Origin of the sequence: Nostoc sp. S13, from assembly GCF_029379315.1 — a bacterium.
GTDB lineage: Bacteria > Cyanobacteriota > Cyanobacteriia > Cyanobacteriales > Nostocaceae > Nostoc.
This window is the reverse complement of sequence record NZ_JAQYWQ010000024.1, coordinates 22,044-37,726: the sequence shown is the minus strand read 5'-3', so window position 1 is coordinate 37,726 and position 15,683 is coordinate 22,044. Positions and strand designations below refer to the sequence as shown.

At 44.0% G+C, this 15,683-nt stretch carries 13 protein-coding genes; 10 read left to right on the top strand and 3 right to left on the bottom strand.

Features of this window, described 5'->3' with window-relative positions; genetic code table 11:
- The first annotated feature begins 82 nt into the window (after positions 1–82).
- Positions 83–445, top strand: coding sequence for a single-stranded DNA-binding protein (locus PUQ00_RS10585; protein WP_300415898.1), 363 nt, complete (start codon positions 83–85; stop codon positions 443–445).
- Positions 446–608: 163 nt separating this feature from the next.
- Here the strand turns inward: PUQ00_RS10585 and PUQ00_RS10580 are convergent, their stop codons facing one another.
- Complete coding sequence (locus PUQ00_RS10580; protein WP_300415896.1) at positions 609–1,349, bottom strand: SIMPL domain-containing protein; 741 nt, start codon at positions 1,347–1,349, stop codon at positions 609–611.
- A 29-nt stretch (positions 1,350–1,378) separates the two neighbouring features.
- Between PUQ00_RS10580 and PUQ00_RS10575 the strand changes: the two genes are divergently transcribed.
- The 3 genes from PUQ00_RS10575 to PUQ00_RS10565 all read left to right on the top strand — a co-directional run bounded on the left by PUQ00_RS10575 (position 1,379) and on the right by PUQ00_RS10565 (position 3,714).
- On the top strand, positions 1,379–1,519 hold the full coding sequence (locus PUQ00_RS10575; protein ID WP_300415894.1) for a hypothetical protein: 141 nt from the start codon (positions 1,379–1,381) through the stop codon (positions 1,517–1,519).
- Positions 1,520–1,738: 219 nt separating this feature from the next.
- Positions 1,739–2,152 (top strand): EVE domain-containing protein, encoded by a 414-nt coding sequence (locus PUQ00_RS10570; RefSeq protein ID WP_300415892.1) that lies wholly within the window; start codon positions 1,739–1,741, stop codon positions 2,150–2,152.
- Positions 2,153–2,235: 83 nt separating this feature from the next.
- Entirely contained in the window at positions 2,236–3,714 is a 1,479-nt protein-coding gene (locus tag PUQ00_RS10565; protein ID WP_300415890.1) for a cation:proton antiporter, read from the top strand.
- Here PUQ00_RS10565 and PUQ00_RS10560 read toward each other — a convergent pair whose 3' ends face one another.
- Entirely contained in the window at positions 3,715–3,846 is a 132-nt protein-coding gene (locus tag PUQ00_RS10560) for a histidine kinase (RefSeq protein ID WP_300415888.1), read from the bottom strand. It lies immediately after the preceding gene.
- 920 nt (positions 3,847–4,766) lie between these two features.
- On the opposite strand from PUQ00_RS10560, the gene PUQ00_RS10555 reads away from it, so the two are divergent.
- From PUQ00_RS10555 to sds, 4 genes are all read left to right on the top strand, one after another.
- Complete coding sequence (locus PUQ00_RS10555) at positions 4,767–6,659, top strand: N-acetylmuramoyl-L-alanine amidase (protein WP_300415886.1); 1,893 nt, start codon at positions 4,767–4,769, stop codon at positions 6,657–6,659.
- A 457-nt stretch (positions 6,660–7,116) separates the two neighbouring features.
- Entirely contained in the window at positions 7,117–9,021 is a 1,905-nt protein-coding gene (locus tag PUQ00_RS10550; RefSeq protein ID WP_300415884.1) for an N-acetylmuramoyl-L-alanine amidase, read from the top strand.
- Between the two features lie 129 nt (positions 9,022–9,150).
- The gene (gene murI / locus PUQ00_RS10545) at positions 9,151–10,017 is read left to right on the top strand and encodes a glutamate racemase (protein WP_300415882.1); all 867 of its coding nucleotides are present in this window, start codon (positions 9,151–9,153) and stop codon (positions 10,015–10,017) included.
- A 1,365-nt stretch (positions 10,018–11,382) separates the two neighbouring features.
- The gene (sds, locus tag PUQ00_RS10535) at positions 11,383–12,354 is read left to right on the top strand and encodes a solanesyl diphosphate synthase (RefSeq protein ID WP_300415878.1); all 972 of its coding nucleotides are present in this window, start codon (positions 11,383–11,385) and stop codon (positions 12,352–12,354) included.
- Positions 12,355–12,632: 278 nt separating this feature from the next.
- On the opposite strand, the gene PUQ00_RS10530 is transcribed toward sds, so the two are convergent.
- Positions 12,633–13,106: a hypothetical protein gene (locus tag PUQ00_RS10530; protein WP_300415876.1), complete on the bottom strand. Its 474-nt coding sequence runs from the start codon at positions 13,104–13,106 to the stop codon at positions 12,633–12,635.
- 204 nt (positions 13,107–13,310) lie between these two features.
- Between PUQ00_RS10530 and hetZ the strand changes: the two genes are divergently transcribed.
- Positions 13,311–14,516 (top strand): heterocyst differentiation protein HetZ, encoded by a 1,206-nt coding sequence (gene hetZ, locus PUQ00_RS10525; protein WP_300415874.1) that lies wholly within the window; start codon positions 13,311–13,313, stop codon positions 14,514–14,516.
- Complete coding sequence (locus tag PUQ00_RS10520) at positions 14,509–15,486, top strand: PatU (RefSeq protein WP_300415872.1); 978 nt, start codon at positions 14,509–14,511, stop codon at positions 15,484–15,486. The genes hetZ and PUQ00_RS10520 overlap by 8 nt, the downstream gene beginning before the upstream one ends.
- The last annotated feature ends 197 nt before the right edge of the window (positions 15,487–15,683 follow it).

Below are 15,683 nucleotides of genomic sequence, written 5' to 3'. Positions count from 1 at the left end.
ACACATTATTTTCAAGTGTTTCATAATTCGCTATGATTAAAATCAGAATTAATGAGTACACCTGTACTGAAAGGTAATGCACATGAGTATTAATATTGTCACCCTTGTTGGTCGTGTAGGTAGCGACCCTGATATAAAATATTTTGAATCTGGTAGTGTTAAGTGTAGATTGACACTAGCTGTAAAAAGACGATCGCGCAACAGTGATGAACCTGACTGGTTCACGCTGGAATTATGGGATAAGACGGCAGAGGTAGCAGGTAATTATGTCCGCAAGGGAAGCCTAATTGGCATCAAAGGCTCCTTGAAGTTTGACACATGGAGCGATCGCCAAACAGGAGCAAACCGTTCTACACCAATTATTAGAGTAGATCAATTAGATTTATTAGGCTCTAAACGAGATGGAGAGGGCGGTGCAGGTGATATGTCTTCAGAACATTTTTAATTGGGTATTGGGCATTGGGCATTGGGCATTGGGCATTGGGCATTGGGCATTGGGCATTGGGCATTGATTATTAGTCCTTTGCCCTCACAAATGACAAAGCGCAAAGTCTGAGCGCCGGCTTCCGGCGCTCAGAACTTTGTAAGAGAGGACTAATGACAAATGACTAATAACTAATTTGCAACGTCACCGATGCTTCTACTTGCTGTTCACCACCAATAACAGGGGTGGAAGCATCAGCTGACTTGGCAGCCTCAGCCCGTAAAAACATGGGTGGTCGAGGTGGACTCGCATTATTAACTTGAATGCTCACTATTTCTTTGGATTTTAAACCCAAGGCACTGAAAACAGCATCAGCTTGCTGCTGGGCATCTTGGGTGGCTTCTTTTAATGCTTGTTTTTGCGCCCTAGCGATCGCTTCATCATTCGCAACAAAACTAATGCCGTTAATTTGTGTTGCACCCGCTTTCACTGCATCATCCAATAATGTACCGGATTGCTCGGTAGGAATGCGAAAACTGACGGTGTTATTGGCAGCATAGCCTGTAATCCTCTGCACATTATTGGTGTAGCTGTAAACTGGGTTGAGACTGATACCAGTAGTTTGTAATTTTTCGACATTTTGGCTCTTTAAGAACGCAACTACAGCAGATGACCTCCGGGCGGCTTCTTGCTGTACTTCCTGGGCTGTTTTCCCCTGAATCTCTACTCCTAAACTGACTTGTGCCAGGGTTGCAGGAGTTGTTTCCACTCCGCGACCACTGACACTAAGGGTTCGCCACAATTTCTCTTTTTCTTGTGCCAACGCAGGTAGTACAAAAGTTGCACATAAAAGCACAGCTAAAGGCAGTATTTTCCACAAGTTTCCATTGGGAAACTGAGAACCGGGTAAAGTGGCTCTAGTCATAAGATTTGCACTCCTCAAAGTATCCACAGATGTTTTTAACAAGGGTATGTAATAATCTTTTGGTGGCCGTTGAGAGTCAACGGCTACCACAAGTTTTTCACAACTTAAGTGCGATCGCACTTATCCGATTTGTATGTTCTTACTTTGACACTGCGATCGTCAAAAGCTGAAATGGTTACATTTTTGGAAACTTAAAAAATTACACTAGTAGTCTGTCAAGCGAAGTTTGAAAGTAAAGGAACGAACCGCGTTAGCGTTTCCCCTTGAGAGAAGGACGCAAAGAACGCGTTCGCGTAGCGTCTCGCAGAGAAGGAAGAAGAGAAATTGAACAATTTATTTACTTGTCAAAGTTTCCTTGATAGACCACTAGCCTTTTTGGAGATTTTGTGATGGCGTATTGGCTGCTGAAAACTGAACCCGAAAATTATTCTTACTTCGATTTAGAACGGGACGGCAGTACAGTTTGGGATGGAGTCAACAATTCCCTAGCGCTCAAACATATACGTACCATGCTTCTTGGTGATTTGGCGTTAATTTATCACACAGGCAAAGAACGGCAAGTCATTGGTTTAGCAGAGATAATTGGTCAACCCTATATTGATCCAGCACTTAATGACAGTAAACGGGCAGTTGTAGATGTGCGGGCATTACGAAGAGTACACCAATGCGTCACCCTAGCCCAAATCAAACAGGACAATAAATTCACAGACTTTGACTTGCTGCGACTTCCAAGACTGTCTGTAGTCCCGGTTTGGGAAGTCTACTGGCAGCGTTTGATTGAGTTGACAAATGGTACAAAGTAAAGTTTAAAAGCTGCCAATTGCATCTTCATAGGATGTTTTTCAGAAACGCGTCAGAATCAAAGAGAAGGATTTTCACAGAACCCATGCATTTGTTAGATCCAATCAGCTTCACTTTTCCTCTGCTGGCCAGCGCAACACAAGCCGCAGACAGTTCAATGGTAGTCGCAGCAGTGCTACTAAGCTTAGTAGTCATTTACCTCGCTAGCAAAGTTGGTGGAGAGTTATCAAACCAAGTGGGTTTGCCGCCTGTCTTAGGAGAACTTGTTGGTGGTGTGGTAGTTGGCATCTCTGTTTTCCATCTTTTGGTGTTTCCAGAAGGCAGCACAGACAGTTCTAGCTCTTTGATCATCTCCTTCCTTCAAATCACTGCTGGTTTAACCCCTGAAGCCACTCCAGCCGTGTTTGCAGCGCAGTCGGAGGTCGTTTCCGTTTTGGCAGAATTGGGTGTGATCATCCTGCTGTTTGAAATCGGTTTGGAGTCGAATTTAAAAGACTTAATGGCAGTTGGTATCCAAGCTACCGTCGTCGCAGTAGTGGGGGTAACAGTACCCTTTGCTGCTGGGACTGTGGGACTGATGACTTTATTTGGTATCGATGCTGTACCTGCAATTTTTGCCGGGGCGGCTTTAACTGCCACTAGTATTGGAATGACTTCCAAAGTCCTGTCAGAATTGGGGCGACTCAATTCTAAAGAAGGGCAGATTATTTTGGGTGCTGCCGTAATTGACGACGTATTGGGAATCATCGTTTTAGCGGTAGTTGCCAGTCTAGCTAAAGATGGCGTGGTGGATGTAAGCAAAGTCATTTATTTGATTATCAGCGCCACTGGTTTTATCTTGGGAGCAATCTTACTAGGCAATGTTTTCAATAAGTCCTTTGTAGCGATCGCTGATCAACTCAAAACACGCGGTGGACTGGTAATACCAGCATTCATCTTTGCCTTTGCTATGGCATACCTGGCCGCCGTCATCCACTTAGAAGCAATCCTGGGAGCTTTTGCGGCGGGTTTAGTCTTAGAAGAGACAGATAAGCGTAAAGAACTGCAAAAGCAAGTCTGTCCCATTGCCGATATGTTAGTACCAATTTTCTTTGTGACTGTTGGGGCAAAAACTGATTTGGGAGTGTTAAACCCAGCAATTCCCGACAATCGTGAAGGTCTAATTATGGCAACTTTCCTGATCACAGTAGCCATTCTCGGTAAAGTAATCACAGGTTTAAGCGTGTTTGGTCAACCGGGAATCAACCGTTTAGCGATCGGTGTAGGGATGATTCCCAGAGGCGAGGTTGGGTTAGTGTTTGCTGGTGTCGGCGCTGCCAGTGGCGCTCTCTCGAAACCATTAGGGGCAGCAATTATCATGATGGTTATCTTGACAACCTTTTTAGCTCCTCCTTTGTTACGATTTGTATTTCCAGACCCAAAAACTGTGGGCGGAGGCTCAGAGCAACTAATTTTAGACGGTTCTTCTGGGACATCGTTGGTAATTGAACCACCTGCGTCCAAGATGCCAGCATCAAATGAGAGTGGCAATTTGGAAGTAACCCCAGATTCTGGCGATCGTTAATTATTGGGCATGGGGCATGGGGCATTGGGCATGGGGCATTGGGCATTGGGCATTGGTTATTTCCCTCATCTCCCTCATGTCCCTCATCTCCCTCATCTCTCCCATCTCCCCCATCTCCCCCATCTCCCTCATTTCCCTCATCTCCCAAAGGTTATCTCAAGTGCCTTGAGATGTTGCGATTGTGCAATAGACTTATCCGGAAATGAGAACTTTATTTGGCTGAAACCTAGCTCTGGAGAGGGTTTTAGAGGTTCCTGTTTTATATAAGCTAAAAAGTCAGCTATGTAAGGGTTTCAGCTATTTTGAGGTTTATTTGTGGATAGGTCTAATGGAAACTTCTGTTCCCAAATCTCCGTCCCGTGTGATTGTAGAATGATCGTTTGTTTCTAATTTCTACCAGCATTCAGAATGTTACTTATTTCCGTCTCAGTTGTCAGTCCTCGGCTTGTGAGCCTTTATCTGAATATTTTCCAGGTAATTGGGAGTAACACCCATAGATTTTGCTAGATCATCTGACAGTAATGGGAATAATTTACTCAGTGCATCAATGGCAACAAAGAATAAACACTTATCAGTGAATGCCTATCAGTTATCAGTTTTCTAGCTTTATTGGGAGTCAGAGTCCCCTACCTCTACAGGTGGAGATTTCGCATGGGGATTTAGACCCAATATGAAACCTGTAACTAATTTAACGTGAGTTCGATGAACCTCTCCCGGACAGCCTCCCTTTCCAAAACGGAAAGGGAGGAGCAACGAAAAATTCAGCTTTTTGCTCCCCTTTCCGCGTCGGAGAGGGGCTGGGGGAGAGGTCAAATAAAACTTGTCGAACTCACGTTAATTTAAGTGTGTACTTACGGCAGTTTTCAAGTATTTAAACTACGACTGAGACGGGAGTGGGGAGTGGTGTAGTTCAATTACTTGAAAAGTGGTGTAATAACAGCTTAAAAATCAAAAAAGGCATCAGAGGTCAAGTTGAGGTGGTGACGGTGTGATGATTTACCAATAAGTTGAGATATGGTGGCTCCCATGAACGTGAATTAGGAGAAAGGACTGTGAAATTACACTGGTTACTAGCCAGCACTATTGGAACTATCTTCATGCTATCGTCGCCAGCAATGGCCGCGAGACTTGAATCTTGGCGCTTTGATGCCAATCAAAACAGGCTGGAAATTAATACTGTGGGAACAGTTCAACCCCAGGCACAACTAATTTTCAACCCGACTCGGCTGGTAATTGATTTGCCAGGAACTACATTTGGGCGTCCGCAACTAACTCAACAGGTAGGCGGTGGAATTCGCTCGATCCGTGTTGGGCAGTTTGATACAGACAGAACACGTATAGTTATCGAACTGACTCCTGGTTATACTTTAAACCCCAAACAAGTCCAATTTGTTGGTACAACTGGCGATCGCTGGACGGTGCAATTACCTAAGCCGGAAGTCGATAAAGTTGCCTCACCTCCCAGAAGTGCTTACAGTGTAGTTAACCCAAACTCTCAGCCTCAACCTCGGATTTCAAGGGTTGCCACTACTACACGAGGGGCGACTCAACTTGAGAACTTACAAGTAACAGGCGATGGGTTGTTCATTCGCATTAGTGGTGGTAATCCTCCGATTCAGGTAATTCGGAGCCGCGATCGCGCTTCCATCTTCATGGACATCTCTGACGCATCTTTATCACCACGTCTGGCGCAACAGAATAATATACCCGTTAACAAATATGGTGTTAGCCGCGTTGAATTTGCCTCATCGCAAACCCAACCTCCTGGTGTTCGCCTGACTTTACGGGTAGATAAAAATAGCCCAGACTGGCGTGTAACTAATAGTAATGGTAGTGGTTTGGTAGTTTTACCTAGTCGCCTTGTCAGATTGCCTGGAAGTAGTAATTCAAACAACCTATCGGACAATCAGTCAGAACCCATTTCTTTTTCCAGCAGACCATCTGCCAACAACGCGCCAGCAACAATTGAGTCGGTGCAACTGGCTGATAATGGCACACAACTGCTAATTAGAGGCGACCAACCTTTATCTGCTACGGGAACCTGGGATAGAGCCTCTGGTGTGTTCCGGGTCACAATTCCCAATGCTAACCTAGCTAAGAAAGTCACAGGCCCCACCTTTGCTGCCAATAGTCCGATTCTCCGGGTACGTCTGCAACCCCAAAAACCCAATACTGTCGTTGTCTTAGTTCAACTAGCAGCCGGAATACAAATTGGGCAACCCAAGCAAATCGGCGACCGGCTTTTGTCTCTAACCATACAAGACTCTCGGCGAGTTGTCGCCCTCCCTGGAAGACCCCCCTTTGCTTTACCTGGGCTACCACCGCCAAACCGGGGGCCATTCCCAGATCTAAATAATCCTAATCCCCAACCCCGATTACAACCACAGCGCGGAGTTACCAATGGACGAGTGGTAGTGATTATTGACCCCGGACATGGCGGTAAAGACTCAGGAGCACTTGGCATTGGGGGGGCACGCGAAAAGGATGTTATCTTGCCTATTGGTAGGAGACTTGCTCAGATTTTGCAGCAAAATGGTATACAAGTAATTCTGACGCGGGATTCTGACTATTTTGTTACCCTTCCGGGACGAGTGCAATTAGCAGAGCGAGCTAATGCTGATGTGTTTGTTAGCATCCACGCTAATTCAGCAGGTGCCAGTCGTCCCGATGTTAATGGTTTGGAAGTCTATTATTATGACAGTGGTCTGGATCTAGCTCGCATTGTCCGCAGTAGCATTCTCCAAAGTATTAGTACTCTCAAAGACAGGGGAGTGCGACGAGCCAGATTTTATGTCCTCAGAAAAAGTTCTATGCCCTCCATTCTGGTGGAAACGGGTTATATGACTGGTCGAGAGGATATGGCTAGGCTAAGAACCTCAGCTTACCAAAATCAAATGGCAGAGGCGATCGCTCGTGGCGTCCTTCAGTATCTAAAGAGAAGATAAGTAATTTAGTCGAAATTATTGAGTAAATACATCTAGTCTTTACCATTTTTATCCAATTTAGTAGTAAAACAATTTAAGTATTTTTGCTGCGGGGCAAGAGTAGCTTCCTTGTTATTGTCATCTGATACCTTGCAAGTCAACAAACTTAGGATTTTAGATTTGGGATTTTAAATTAGGGATTTGTGTCACTCACAAGGGGTGTTAGCGTAGCGGGACGTTAGTCTAGCATGAACCTAACATCGGATTTTCTGTAATCGGGGATCTAAAATCTAAAATTAGCAGTCAAATTTATATGTGCTAGTGGCATGGCAAAATCAGAGGAGCGTGCTATATTCTACGCCATTAGCTGTGTCTTAATAACAGCAAAAAACTCAAATGTGTACGGTGATGGTGTGAGGATTTGCCAATATGTTCAGATGTTGACGGCTTCCATGAATGTGAATCAGGAGAAAGGACTGTGAAATTACGCTGGTTACTATCCAGTACTATTGGAACTATCTTCATGCTATCGTCGCCGGCAATGGCAGCGAAACTCGAATCTTGGCGTTTTGATACCAATCAAAACCGGCTGGAAATTAATACTTTAGGGAATGTTCAACCCCAAGCACAATTAATTTTTAACCCGACTCGTTTGGTAATTGATTTGCCAGGAACCACATTTGGGCGTCCGCAGCTAACACAACAGGTAGGCGGTGAAATTCGTTCTATCCGTATTGGGCAGTTTGACGAACAAACAACGCGCATAGTCGTTGAACTTACTCCTGGTTATACTCTTGACCCCAAACGAGTGCAATTTGTTAGCACAACTGGCGAACGCTGGACAGTGCAATTACCTACGCCAGAAGCCGAAGGTGTACCCTCAAAAAATACTGAGGGGCAGCAAGGAGAAGTTATAGCCAGAGAAACTTCACCGAGAACATCTACACCAATATTATCCCCAAGGAATATTTACAATGTGGTGAGAACCGGGATTGTAAATCCACCTAACAATAGAATGCTTTTAGCCAGAGTTACTCAAATTGAGAACTTACGGGTAACAGGCGATGGTTTTTTCATCAGTACAAGTGGTGGTAATCCTCAGATTCAGGTAAATCGTAGCAACGATCAGAAGACAATCAACATCGACATAGCTGGCGCAACTTTATCACCAAATCTAGAGCAGCGAGATTTGGTGATTAATCGCTATGGTGTCAACCGTATCCAGTTCACCCAACTGCAAACAAGCCCATCTGTTGTTCGCCTGACTTTACAGGTAGACGAAAATAGTTCAAATTGGCGAGCAACCACTAGCAGTCTTGGTGGTTTTGTGATTCTACCCAATCGTGGCGTTGCCCAGTTGCCTGGAGGTAATATTCCCCGCCCTATACAACCTGCTAACAGCTCACTTGCTACTATTGAGTCTGTGGAACTGGCTAATAATGGCACACAACTGCTGATTAGAGCCGACCAAACTTTATCTGCTACAGGAGGCTGGGATAGAACCTCTGGTTTGTTCCGTATCACTATTAACAATGCTAAATTAGCTCCCAGAGTCATAGGCCCTGCTTTTAATGCTAATAGCCCTATCTTGCGGGTACGCTTGCAACCACAAGAATCCAATACTGTCGTGGTCTTGGTTCAACCGGCATCTGGTGTGCAAATTGGGGAACTCAACCAGGTTGGCGACCAGCTTTTGGCTTTAGAATTACAACGCTCTAGTAGCAGTAGTATCTCACCCCCCATTGCTTTACCTCCCCTGCCATCAGTAAACTCAGGACAATTCCCAAATCCTACAGATAATCCCCGTCCAATTTCCCAGCCACGAACACACCCCTCGGTTCCCAGGGGGAAATTGTTAGTAGTTATTGACCCAGGACATGGTGGAAAAGATTCAGGTGCTCCTGGTCTGGGCGGACTTTTAGAAAAGGATGTAATCCTGCCTATTGGTAAAAGGGTAGCAGCAATTTTAGAGCAAAATGGTATACAAGCGGTACTAACGCGGGATGCTGACTTTTTCGTAGAACTTCAGGGACGGGTAGACATTGCTAAACGAGTTAATGCGACTTTGTTTGTCAGCATTCACGCTAATTCAGTTGATAATCGCCCTGATGTCAATGGGTTAGAAGTATATTATTACGACAGTGGTTATGCTCTGGCTGAAGTAGTTCGCAATACCATCCTCCAGGACATCGGTACGATCAAAAACCGGGGAACCCGCAAAGCCCGATTCTACGTTCTCAGGAAAAGCTCTATGCCCTCGATTTTAGTGGAAACAGGCTATATGACTGGTTACGAGGATAATCCTAGATTAGGAACACGAGAGTATCAAAATCGCATGGCAGAAGCGATCGCTCATGGTATCCTCAAATACTTACACCGCTAATATAGTACAAATTACTCATTCAAAAGGTGGTGTTTAGAACTCTTTTCAGTACAGAATTTAGTAGTAAATTAGCGAATTCTCTGCTAGATTCTGTATTTAAAATCCAAAAACCTAAACCAATATCTGCCTGTGTATTCATCTTCCATTTTTGAAGGAAATCTTGAGGGGTTTTCAGATCAAGAACCCCAACGTGCCCCAATTGGCATCTTTGATAGTGGTGTGGGTGGTCTAACGGTACTGCGACAACTCTATCGACAACTCCCCAATGAATCTATTATTTACTTTGGGGATACAGCTCGAGTTCCATATGGCATCCGCTCACAAGCAGAAATTATCCAATTTATGCGTGAAATCCTCACCTGGATGGAAAAGCAGGGTGTGAAAATGGTTGTTATGGCTTGCAACACCAGTTCGGCATTAGCGCTGGAGACAGTAAGTGAGGAATTTTCTCTACCAATCCTTGACATTATCTTACCAGGGGCAAGGGCAGCAGTACAGCAAGGAAAGCGCATTGGGGTGATTGCCACTCCAGCTACGGCTAAGAGTAATGCTTATAAGCACGCTATACTCGAAATTAATCCTAATGTCCAAGTTTGGCAAGTTGGATGTCCAGAGTTTGTGCCACTCATCGAGCAAAACCGCATTCACGACCCTTACACTGCCGAAGTAGCACGAGCCTACCTAGAGCCTTTATTAGAGAACGAAATTGACACCTTAGTACACGGCTGTACCCATTATCCCCACCTCACACCAGTATTGCGATCGCTCCTGCCCTCTCAAGTCCAGTTGATTGATCCAGCTGTTCATGTTGTGGCAGCTTGTGCCCAAGAGCTAGACTTACTAGGCTTAAGAAATACTCACTCACCACTACCAACCCGCTTCGCTGTGAGCGGTTGTCCGCAACAGTTTTCCCAGTCAGGATTGCAGTGGCTAGGCTATACCCCAATGGTTGAAGAGGTTTCCTTCACTGATATCGCTATTTCCCAACTCCAATAAAACTAATTAGTCCTTAGTACAGAATTTCATAAGTTCATAGCAAATTAAAATTGGCAAAACTCAGCGCGACGGCAGTCGCTACAACGGGGGGAACCCCCGCAACGCGCTGCCTCCCCTCTGCGCTTCCCTCAGCGTCCCTGTGCGTTTAAAAAAGCTACGATTTTCGGAAATGCTGTACTTAGTCCTTAGTCCTTAGTCCTTTAGTCAAAACAAATGACGAAGGACAAATGACTATTGACTATTAACTGCTTGAGTCACTTTTATCTTCTGCTTGTGTTTTCCTTCACCAGATGAAACGAAACTTGTAGGAACAGTCTTTGCGCCCGTTCGCTTCGCCAGTGCTAATAACAGGTACACTGTGAACAAATATCCAGACGCTAAAATAAAAATCATCATAGACATACTTCCGTAAATCATTGTTCTACCAGCACCTTTTCAAACAAATATAAAATTCCATAAAAGTAAGTAGAACCTCAGCCAACCAAGTGCATTCTTGATGACTAGAGTTTCCTATGGTAAAATTACCTATAGAGATAAAGTTATCTACGGACAAACAATTTATTATCTAATGCGACTTCTTGCAGACCATAGATCCCACAGCACTTAGCTTGCCGTTTGGCAATCTAAAACTACCATTCTCACCGGTCTACTTGATCTGCTTTATTTTTTGCTCAAACTGTTGTGACAAGAGCAATGCTTACGCTCAACGTGCGCTGAAGACGTGTAGCGGCTTCCCATAGGGATATCGCATAGCTCCAAACCCGGAGTTTTGCATATCGTAGGAAAAATCAAAGGAATTATTCCCTTAATCTAAGCTACGACCACTTATTTTAGACTTCCATCACCAAGCAACTAAAATCAACTAGTAGGTGACTTACTTTTGGGTGTGAATATCTGAAAAATTTAAAATTACTATATTTTAGCGTAACACAATGACCCTGAATTTTGAGCTGACTCGGCTACTAAATTTGAAATTTTTTGAATAGCTGCACTTTAGTCTTGGAGAAACTTAGTCTTACCCATTAGCGATAGATTTAAATCGTATCCATTTCGTCAATAAGTAATATTGCTTAAATTATGTTTTGACCTATGGTAAAAAACGTGCACAGGGAAACTATTTAACATAATTTAAGCTTATATTTATTTCTATATACTGAGAATTCATATTTTAAATTAGTTTAAAACCTGAGTCTCAAAAAAATAAGTATAATTGCTTATTGACATAATCACTATCAGCCTTAGTTATCATACATAGGCTCATAAATATGGGATTACTTTATGAAAACTTTGCGCTGGCACAGGGTTATCTTAAAATGAGTGTAGGATATGTAAACTTTCGTAACCTAAGTCAGAGTCCGCCCATCCATGACCCCAGCCACCTCCCTGTTTACCCCTGTGGAAGCAGACCTGCGACTACTAGCAGATAACCTAAAACAGCTAGTTGGAAATCGCCACCCCATTTTGTTTGCAGCAGCCGAACATTTATTCGGAGCCGGGGGAAAGCGTATCAGACCAGCAATTGTCCTGCTAATATCGCGGGCAACAATGTTAGACCAAGAGATTACACCGCGTCATCGCCGCCTAGCTGAGATTACAGAAATGATTCACACAGCAAGCTTGGTACATGACGATGTGGTAGATGAATCAGACGTGCGGCGAGGCGTTCCCACCGTTCACAGTTTGTTCGGCAACCGCATTGCCATATTAGCAGGAGATTTTCTCTTTGCCCAATCTTCCTGGTATTTAGCAAACTTGGACAATTTGGAGGTGGTGAAACTGCTCTCAGAAGTGATTATGGATCTGGCTACTGGGGAGATCCAGCAGGGACTAAATCGTTTTGAGGCTAGCATCTCTATTGAAACTTACCTCCAGAAGAGTTATTACAAAACAGCTTCGTTAATTGCCAACAGTTCTAAAGCTGCTGGGTTACTCAGTGAAGTCTCACGAGAAACTGTTGAGCATATGTATAGCTACGGGCGTCATTTTGGTATAGCATTTCAAATTGTTGATGACATTCTAGATTTCACCAGTACAACAGATGCCTTGGGTAAACCAGTGGGGTCGGATCTCAAAAGTGGTAATTTGACTGCACCCGTTTTATTTGCTTTAGCCCAAAAACCAGCTTTGGAAGTGCTGATTGAACGAGAATTTGCTCAAGAAGGCGATTTAGAGCAAGCACTGGAAATAATTCAAGATAGTCAAGGTATACAGCAGGCGCGAGACTTAGCTGCTGACCATGCTAAGTTAGCAATTGAGCATCTTGCAGTTCTCCCACCCTCAGAATCCCACCAGGCATTGATTAACATCGCTGAGTACACACTGAGTCGCCTCTATTAAATCAGTTATTAGTTAGAAAGTGGGGATTTAGGTGTAGAGTGTGTTACGCCTTCCGACTCTGGTTCACTAGGAAACTAAAACTTGAAAAATGAAAAATGTTCACTGATAACTGTTTTTTAAGCAATTTTAGGTTTAACCGAGAGTTGAGATCGTTGTGTGGTGTAAGGGAAAGAAAAAATTTCTTTTCTACCTAATTTAGAAAACTTTTTTAAAGGAATTTGAGATTTAAAAATTTGGATGTGGGATTGTATCTAAAAAACCCCACATCCAAATTTTTTCTATGCAATATCAGGGGGTATCTGTTTAGGCGATCGCGGTTGTCGCAACTGTTGCTGCATGAGTTTTTCTATTTCAGACCGCCGAACTTCAACGGTATGAGTGGTCTTACCCGGCGTTTCCAAAAAAACGATACTATCTACGGGTTCTAATGCCACCATTTGGAACAAAATATGGGTAACAGGAACAATTTTAGCTAGCATTTGAGGGTCAAGCCCAGCAGGGGGAATTAGAGAGACATCCTGTATGGTAGGGAAAGCGTAAATAACACGCTTTTCTAATCCTGGATTAGTACGATTGCTCAATATAGTTAAAACCCATCTTTCCTCTGAATTTTGGAGAATATAGTATTGGGAGTAACGTAATTTTTGAGCGATCGCTCTAAGGGTAGGAGCAATTGCTTCAACAAGATGTGGTGTCATCCCATCGCGGGGTGCATTGTCAATCAGCAATTGAATTTGTGCTTCTAAATCCATAATGACTTGTATACGGCTCCTGGGTAATGGCAATAACATCTATCAAAGTGTGAACAATCCCATGAAAGTTGGGAATAATAAAATCAGCCACATCCTAAATGTAGGATTGGTCTGCGTTTAGCTTATACGTAAAACCAAAAAAGCCAATACCCACAGTCGTACAGGTTGTATTTAAATACTTAGGGTCTTTTCAAAACCGAGACTATGAATTCAGCCGCAACCGCAACTATTCCATCTGCAACTATTCTGGGAGAAAATTCTACAGGCGTGGAGGTGATCTTTCAACTCCTATCCAGGGAGTTTCAGCAGTCAACTAAAGCTTCGGAACAGAATTGCCACGATGTCGCAAGACGTATTACCACCGAAGTCTACCGCATTTGTCATGAAAGCAAACGTATCCAAGCTTCTGGGTCTGTAGAAAGCTCGGCAATGACCCTGGCTCGGCATCGGCTGCAACAGTGTCTCAGGTATTATCAGTTGGGTTCAAATCGGGGCAGGGTAGAATTACACAGTACTCTGAGTGCAATTATTTATCGATACATTAATCCCCCTCAGAAGCAATTAAGCTATCAAGGGCGGCTGACTATAATTGAAGATTTCCTCCAGAGTTTTTATCTGGAGGCATTGAACGCTTTCCGGCGAGAAAATCAACTCGGTGCTACTTATCGCCCTCAGACGCTTTTGGAATTGTCCGAGTATATGGCATTTACCGAGCGCTACGGCAAGCGACGCATTCCCTTACCAGGCCGTCAGCAGCAGCTAATTATCCTGCGCGCACAAACTTTTTCCCAACAGCAGCCCCCGGAAACCAGCGTAGATATAGAACAAGCCGCAGAAGGTAGCAACAATGAAGCCGATGGTTCTTGGGAAGAGCCAGCTGTGCATCAATTGCGCTCCACAATGGCAACGCAAGCCGAACCTGAACCCGAAGAAGACACTTTGCGCTCCGTTGTCGTGACAGAATTAATGAATTATCTTGAACAACGGCAACAATCTGACTGCGCTGATTACTTTTCCCTCCGCCTCCAGGATCTATCAGCACAGGAAATTGAGTCGATTTTAGGTTTAACCCCTCGTCAGAGAGATTATTTGCAGCAGCGCTTTAAGTATCATTTGATTCGGTTTGCCTTGTTACACCGTTGGGAATTAGTTCACGAATGGCTGGAAGCTTCCTTGCACACCAATTTGGGCTTAACTCCCCAGCAATGGCAAACATACACAGCACAACTGGACAATAAACAACGATCTTTATTAGAGTTGAAGCAACAAGGACAACCTGATGAAAAAATAGCAAAAACTTTAGGGCTGTCAATGGCACAACTTCAAAAACGATGGTTTAAGATTCTTGAGCAAGCTTGGGAAATTCGTAACTCATTAGTATCCGGATCAGGTGCATCTACTCATGAATAGTGACTCAGAATCCTTACAACACGAGTGTCTCGATTGGTTATTGACAGATAATGTCAAAAATAACGAGCGATCGCTAGAATGTGAGGAAAATGACGGGGTAAAAGACCTCCTCAAGGAAGCCACTGCTTCAAAAAGCAGTCAGCCAAAATTGGGAGGAACGCCCCAGACCTTTCAACTGGGAGAAATTCCTACTGTGCAAGATCGTTTTCAAGCTGTCCTTAAGCGTCGGCTACAAATCCAAGTCCAAGACCACCCACCGTTGTTTCCTTGGGAAACACAATTAATCGACTATCCTGATTTTGTTGATGAGCCGTCAATGACACTCGTGCCTACCTGGGGATGGATGGTACAACAGTCGAAGTTGAACCTGCCGCGTCCTTTACCGGAGAAAGTTTTCCGGCAATTGCTAGAACAGTGTCAGGCGTTGGTGACATCTTCAGTGCCTCTGGGGGCAAAATTAGTTCAGGTGGTGGAGAACTTTTTTCCCAACGAGTCTCAAGCGCTAAATGATATAGCGGGATTGGTGCTAAGAAGCACCTATCGATCTGTAAATACTCTGGAGACAATGCCCACTATTCAGAGCGATTACTCAGATTTACAACCGCGTCAACAGATGGCTTTGTCGTTGCTAGCAGCTAAACAACTGCTGGAAAATTTGACTCTACCACTTTCAGCAACCAGTCCGGTGGTAGAAAGACAATGGCTAACCAGTGTTGGTACTTTGAACATCAAAGTAGAGTACCAGTCTCTAGGTAAACTTACGAGGTTACTTATTCAGGCTGAGTTACCTGTTAAAGGAACTTTGACGCTGCGGGGAAGTGGCACCTTAGCAATGGCAACATCTTCGAGTCCCGGATACTTAAGTGTAGAGTTAGGCTGCGAGCAACTTAACCCAACTTATACCCTAGAAGTTGAGTTTCCTGAAATAGACGAACAGTCGTTGTTGTTTGTGATTAGTCCCACGATTTAGTTTAAATAACCACCGCTAGCGCACTACGTCGATTAACGCCGATATATATTAAGAGGATTTTCCTGGTTTTGAAGTTTATCTTATTTTTCAACAAGGGGTCATTAGGGCGTCTACGAGAAGCAGTTATTACAAAGACACAGGGACGCAAGAATATGGAGACACGGAGAGACTATTTGATAATTTCTCCGTGTCCCCGC

Coding starts and splice junctions, on each gene's coding strand:
- PUQ00_RS10565 (WP_300415890.1), top strand. CDS start 2,236: ATGCATTTGTTAGATCCAATCAGCTTCACTTTTCCTCTGCTGGCCAGC.
- PUQ00_RS10580 (WP_300415896.1), bottom strand. CDS start 1,349: ATGACTAGAGCCACTTTACCCGGTTCTCAGTTTCCCAATGGAAACTTG.
- PUQ00_RS10585 (WP_300415898.1), top strand. CDS start 83: ATGAGTATTAATATTGTCACCCTTGTTGGTCGTGTAGGTAGCGACCCT.
- sds (WP_300415878.1), top strand. CDS start 11,383: ATGACCCCAGCCACCTCCCTGTTTACCCCTGTGGAAGCAGACCTGCGA.
- PUQ00_RS10570 (WP_300415892.1), top strand. CDS start 1,739: ATGGCGTATTGGCTGCTGAAAACTGAACCCGAAAATTATTCTTACTTC.
- PUQ00_RS10575 (WP_300415894.1), top strand. CDS start 1,379: ATGTTTTTAACAAGGGTATGTAATAATCTTTTGGTGGCCGTTGAGAGT.
- hetZ (WP_300415874.1), top strand. CDS start 13,311: ATGAATTCAGCCGCAACCGCAACTATTCCATCTGCAACTATTCTGGGA.
- PUQ00_RS10520 (WP_300415872.1), top strand. CDS start 14,509: ATGAATAGTGACTCAGAATCCTTACAACACGAGTGTCTCGATTGGTTA.
- PUQ00_RS10560 (WP_300415888.1), bottom strand. CDS start 3,846: ATGAGGGAGATGGGGGAGATGGGGGAGATGGGAGAGATGAGGGAGATG.
- PUQ00_RS10530 (WP_300415876.1), bottom strand. CDS start 13,106: ATGGATTTAGAAGCACAAATTCAATTGCTGATTGACAATGCACCCCGC.